Origin of the sequence: Marinobacter sp. 1-3A, assembly GCF_016597775.1 — a bacterium.
GTDB classification, from domain to species: domain Bacteria; phylum Pseudomonadota; class Gammaproteobacteria; order Pseudomonadales; family Oleiphilaceae; genus Marinobacter; species Marinobacter xiaoshiensis.
In genome coordinates, this window is the sequence record NZ_VCGZ01000025.1 from 1 (window position 1) to 3630 (window position 3630).

The window sequence follows — 3630 nt, forward strand, 5'->3', positions numbered from 1 at the left end:
TCAGCAGGTGCAATTGATGGAAATATCGCAATAAAAAACACTACAAAAAAATTTAAAACTGTTTTCATCAAACCAATTCTCATAAATCATTCAGAACCCGTGCCTAGAGCTGCATAACGCTCGAGTTAAGCCGCGCCGCGAAGCGGCGTCGGCTTGAACGAATTGTTAGACATCATTTGCCGACTACCTTGGTGCTCTCGCCTTTCACGTAGTGAACAAATTCTTCCAACTGATCAGCGTGCAAGGCCAAGCGATCTTCTTCTTGTCCAAGATAAGCCTGTCTAGCTTCAAGCAAGACGGGCTGATACTGGGCCGGTAGGCGCTCCATTGCCCAGTCGGCAGCGACATCCTTCGGCGCGATTTTGCCGGTTACTGCGCTGTACCAAATACGAGACAACGTAAGCACTACATTTCGCTCATCGCCAGCCCAGTCGGGCTGCGAGTTCCATAGCTTCAAGGTTTCATTTAGTGCCTCGAATAGATCCTGTTCAGGGACCGGATCAAAGAGTTCCTCCGCCGCTGGACCTACCAAGGCAACGCTATGTTCTCTTGCTTTTGTCAGCAAGATAGCCAGATCAATGTCGATCGTGGCTGGCTCGAAGATACCCGCAAGAATGTCATTGCGCTGCCATTCTCCAAATTGCAGTTCTCGCTTAGCTGGATAACGCCACGGAATGATGTCGTCGTGCACGACAATGGTGACTTCTATAGCGCGGAGAGCCTCACTCTCGCCGGGGAAAGTCGAAACCTCCAGAAGGTCGTTGAGCAAAGCTCGCCGCGTTGTTTCATTAAGCCTTACAGTCACAGTAACCAGCAAATCAATATCGCTGTATGGCTTCAGGCCGCCATTCACTGCGGAGCCGTACAAATGCACGGCCAGCAACGTCGGCTCCAGATGGCGCTCAATGACACTAAGCACCTCTAACAGTTGTGTCGAAATTTCGGCGATCACTGCGTCCCTCATGATGTCTAACGCGAAGCTTAGCGGCGACACGTCAGTGGCGTCCGGTGGACGGCCCTTGGGCCGGGAACGCACTACAGCGACTGGTTAGCTGGGGGCATCAATAAAGCCCGATCCCTGGCAACCAACATCGCAGCCAACACCGCTGCCCTTGCACCCAAATTCGCCGATGCACCTTTGTTGAAACCACCGCCAATGATGCGGCGAATGAATCTGAACATCAGAATAGCAGGTAAGCAAGGAACCCACTTTCGGCGGACAGCCCTACGACCGGAACACCCAAGCTACTACCAACACCGCAGGCAGATTGAGCTGTCAACAAGACGACAAATTTACGGGCCTTGGCTACGCTGCAATTTTGCCGGTTTTACTGCCAACTTTCGGCCAAGGCCATTGGCACCCAGCCACCAACAAAGACCAAAGCACTACCAGCTAACGCTTGCAGCATGCGCGCCTACGAAATGGAGCCGAAGGCGCAATGTAGTAGGCGTCGCCGTGCCTGCACTGGTTATGTGCTGAGAAGCTCAGTCTCAAATTCGACGACTGACACCGTTTTGTAATCGATTCGATTTATTAGACTTGCAGCTTTATCAACCTTTTCCCTGGGCAATCCATTCAAAAGCTGCGGAATTTTTGGAAAAGTGGCGACCAGTGGATAGGTATTCCGAACATCAACCACTTGAACGTAGACAGTGCCACACTCCGCAGCGCATTCGAAACACCGCACCCAAGAGTAGCTGGGCACTGTAACTTCTCTGAGTTCTGTTCCACAGTCCGGACAAAACTTCACCATCTAGAATCATCCCTGAACACATAACGCTGAGCTTAGCGGCGCCCTTGGAATGGCGACGAAGGAGCCATGGAAAGGGCGTCCGGCGGCCATCGGCCGCGTACTACAGCGACTTGTTATTTTTTGGCAGCAGACTCGCAAATAAAGCGGCGGCCACGACGGTAAAATAGAGCCCTACATAGCCAAGAACGACCAGGTAGAACACAAGCAACGCTATGCTCGGCTCCCCAAACATCGCTACGATCAGAGAGTTTTGTTGCTCGATGGAGACGCCCTTCAGTAATTCGTAAATTGAGAACGCCAGGAACGACAGAATTCCACACAGAAAAAAACGCAGCGAATACCCGATGTTAGCTTCCCAATTGTCCATTTGCAGCTTGAAAAGGCCCAAGACTGCTGCAAGTTGAAACCGTGTCCTGTGGATCATATTGCTCCCTGAAAATAACGCCAACGTTTAGCGGCGCCCATGCAGCGCAGCGAAATGGGCGTCCGGTGGAGGGCCGAAGGCCCGGAACGAACTACAACAATTGGTTAGAAATGTCTCGACTCCAGTTCTTTTGCGCATACTCCAGAGCCCAATTAATGGCAACGCACTCAACGGCGGCGACAGTGCCGAAGAGTAGCAGGGATGCAAATGTTGGGAGCATTTCAGTGCTGAAGTCAAAGAACAGCCAGAGGCAAAAAACGGAAATGAAAATTCCTGAGCTGATCCTTAGTATGCCCAAAAATGAAGATGCCACTTCGTGAAGCACCTCTGAGGTAAGCCGATGGGCCTTTTTAAACCTATTGCTATGGACCAGAACATGCCATTCCAGAAAAGAAACAACGATGAAAAATGCAAAACCGACCATGCTGTAGATCATGATCCATTTGTGAGCCATCATGCTTTTTGAGAGTTCAATCAATAGATCCGTACCACCAAATGCATAAGATATTACAATCGGAACCACCGCCAGACATAAAATCACCGCTAACTCTCTGAAAACCCTCAAACCGACATCCTCTAATCTTCTAACGCTTGCAGCATGCGCGCCCACGAAATGGAGCCGAAGGCGCAATGTAGTGGGCGTCGCCGTGCCTGCATTTGTTAGAGTAATTTATTCTAGTACACGTCTTGAACATAACTTACCTTCAAGGCCGAAAGCCTCATGAGCATTGAGTGGGAAAGCTCAATTGCATAGCTTCTGTCGCCATACGTGGACACTTGGATGTGGACTCTCCCCCCTTCGTCAACTAGCTTATGTATGAAAGATATATGAGGCTCTAGTAACGAGACGGTCTCTTCGATCAGGTCTTCCGCTAAATAGTCTGTTGATGCACATTCACCACGATTATACGGATCTGTATACCAGTAGCTTTCGCGATAGACACCATCTAGCAATGTTCCTTTTGGGGTCGACCTCTGAACTCCGCTCATACATGTTCTGTTCGGCTGGATAGATAACGTGTCGGTAATCAGGCTAGGATCTATTGTTGGATGCCAAATTTTTATAACTACTTTGAAATTGTAATTTTGCATGGGAGTTACTCTAACGAGGCTGTAGAAAAACCCAAAAATGAGCGAGCATTCCACCGCCTACGATCTCGTTTTTATTCAGCCGGTCAGTTCGCCCGACAACGTTCAGTTTTCGGATGAATTGTCCTTTATAGCCCCCAATCCCGGTATTTCAGCGTTCAGGCGCCCATAACCTTCTGTCCAAGGCGTATTTCGGGAGGGCTTGCTCCCCCGGTCATGCCGCCATCCGCCCATAATTCGCTAGCTTCTCAATATTGTGCACCATGCAGAACAATCGCCACTGACCTTGCACCTTCTTTTTGCCCCTGAGACTGAAGCGGTTCAACCGCTTGTTGGTGCCAATATTGCCGAACACCGGCTCCA

At 50.0% G+C, this 3630-nt stretch carries 4 protein-coding genes and 1 pseudogene; all 5 read right to left on the reverse strand.

The window, feature by feature from the left end; translation table 11 throughout:
• Nucleotides 1–125 precede the first annotated feature (125 nt).
• A pseudogene (locus FE848_RS18385) lies at nucleotides 126–964 on the reverse strand (AadA family aminoglycoside 3''-O-nucleotidyltransferase).
• Nucleotides 965–1854: 890 nt separating this feature from the next.
• Entirely contained in the window at nucleotides 1855–2178 is a 324-nt protein-coding gene (locus FE848_RS18390; protein ID WP_072677077.1) for a hypothetical protein, read from the reverse strand.
• 91 nt (nucleotides 2179–2269) lie between these two features.
• Nucleotides 2270–2788, reverse strand: a complete 519-nt coding sequence (locus FE848_RS18395) for a hypothetical protein (RefSeq protein WP_200205339.1) — start codon at nucleotides 2786–2788, stop codon at nucleotides 2270–2272.
• Nucleotides 2789–2853: 65 nt separating this feature from the next.
• Nucleotides 2854–3270 (reverse strand): DUF4279 domain-containing protein, encoded by a 417-nt coding sequence (locus FE848_RS19075; protein WP_121206283.1) that lies wholly within the window; start codon nucleotides 3268–3270, stop codon nucleotides 2854–2856.
• 211 nt (nucleotides 3271–3481) lie between these two features.
• A partial coding sequence (locus FE848_RS18405) for a transposase (protein WP_200205341.1) occupies nucleotides 3482–3630 on the reverse strand: 149 nt, incomplete at its 5' end.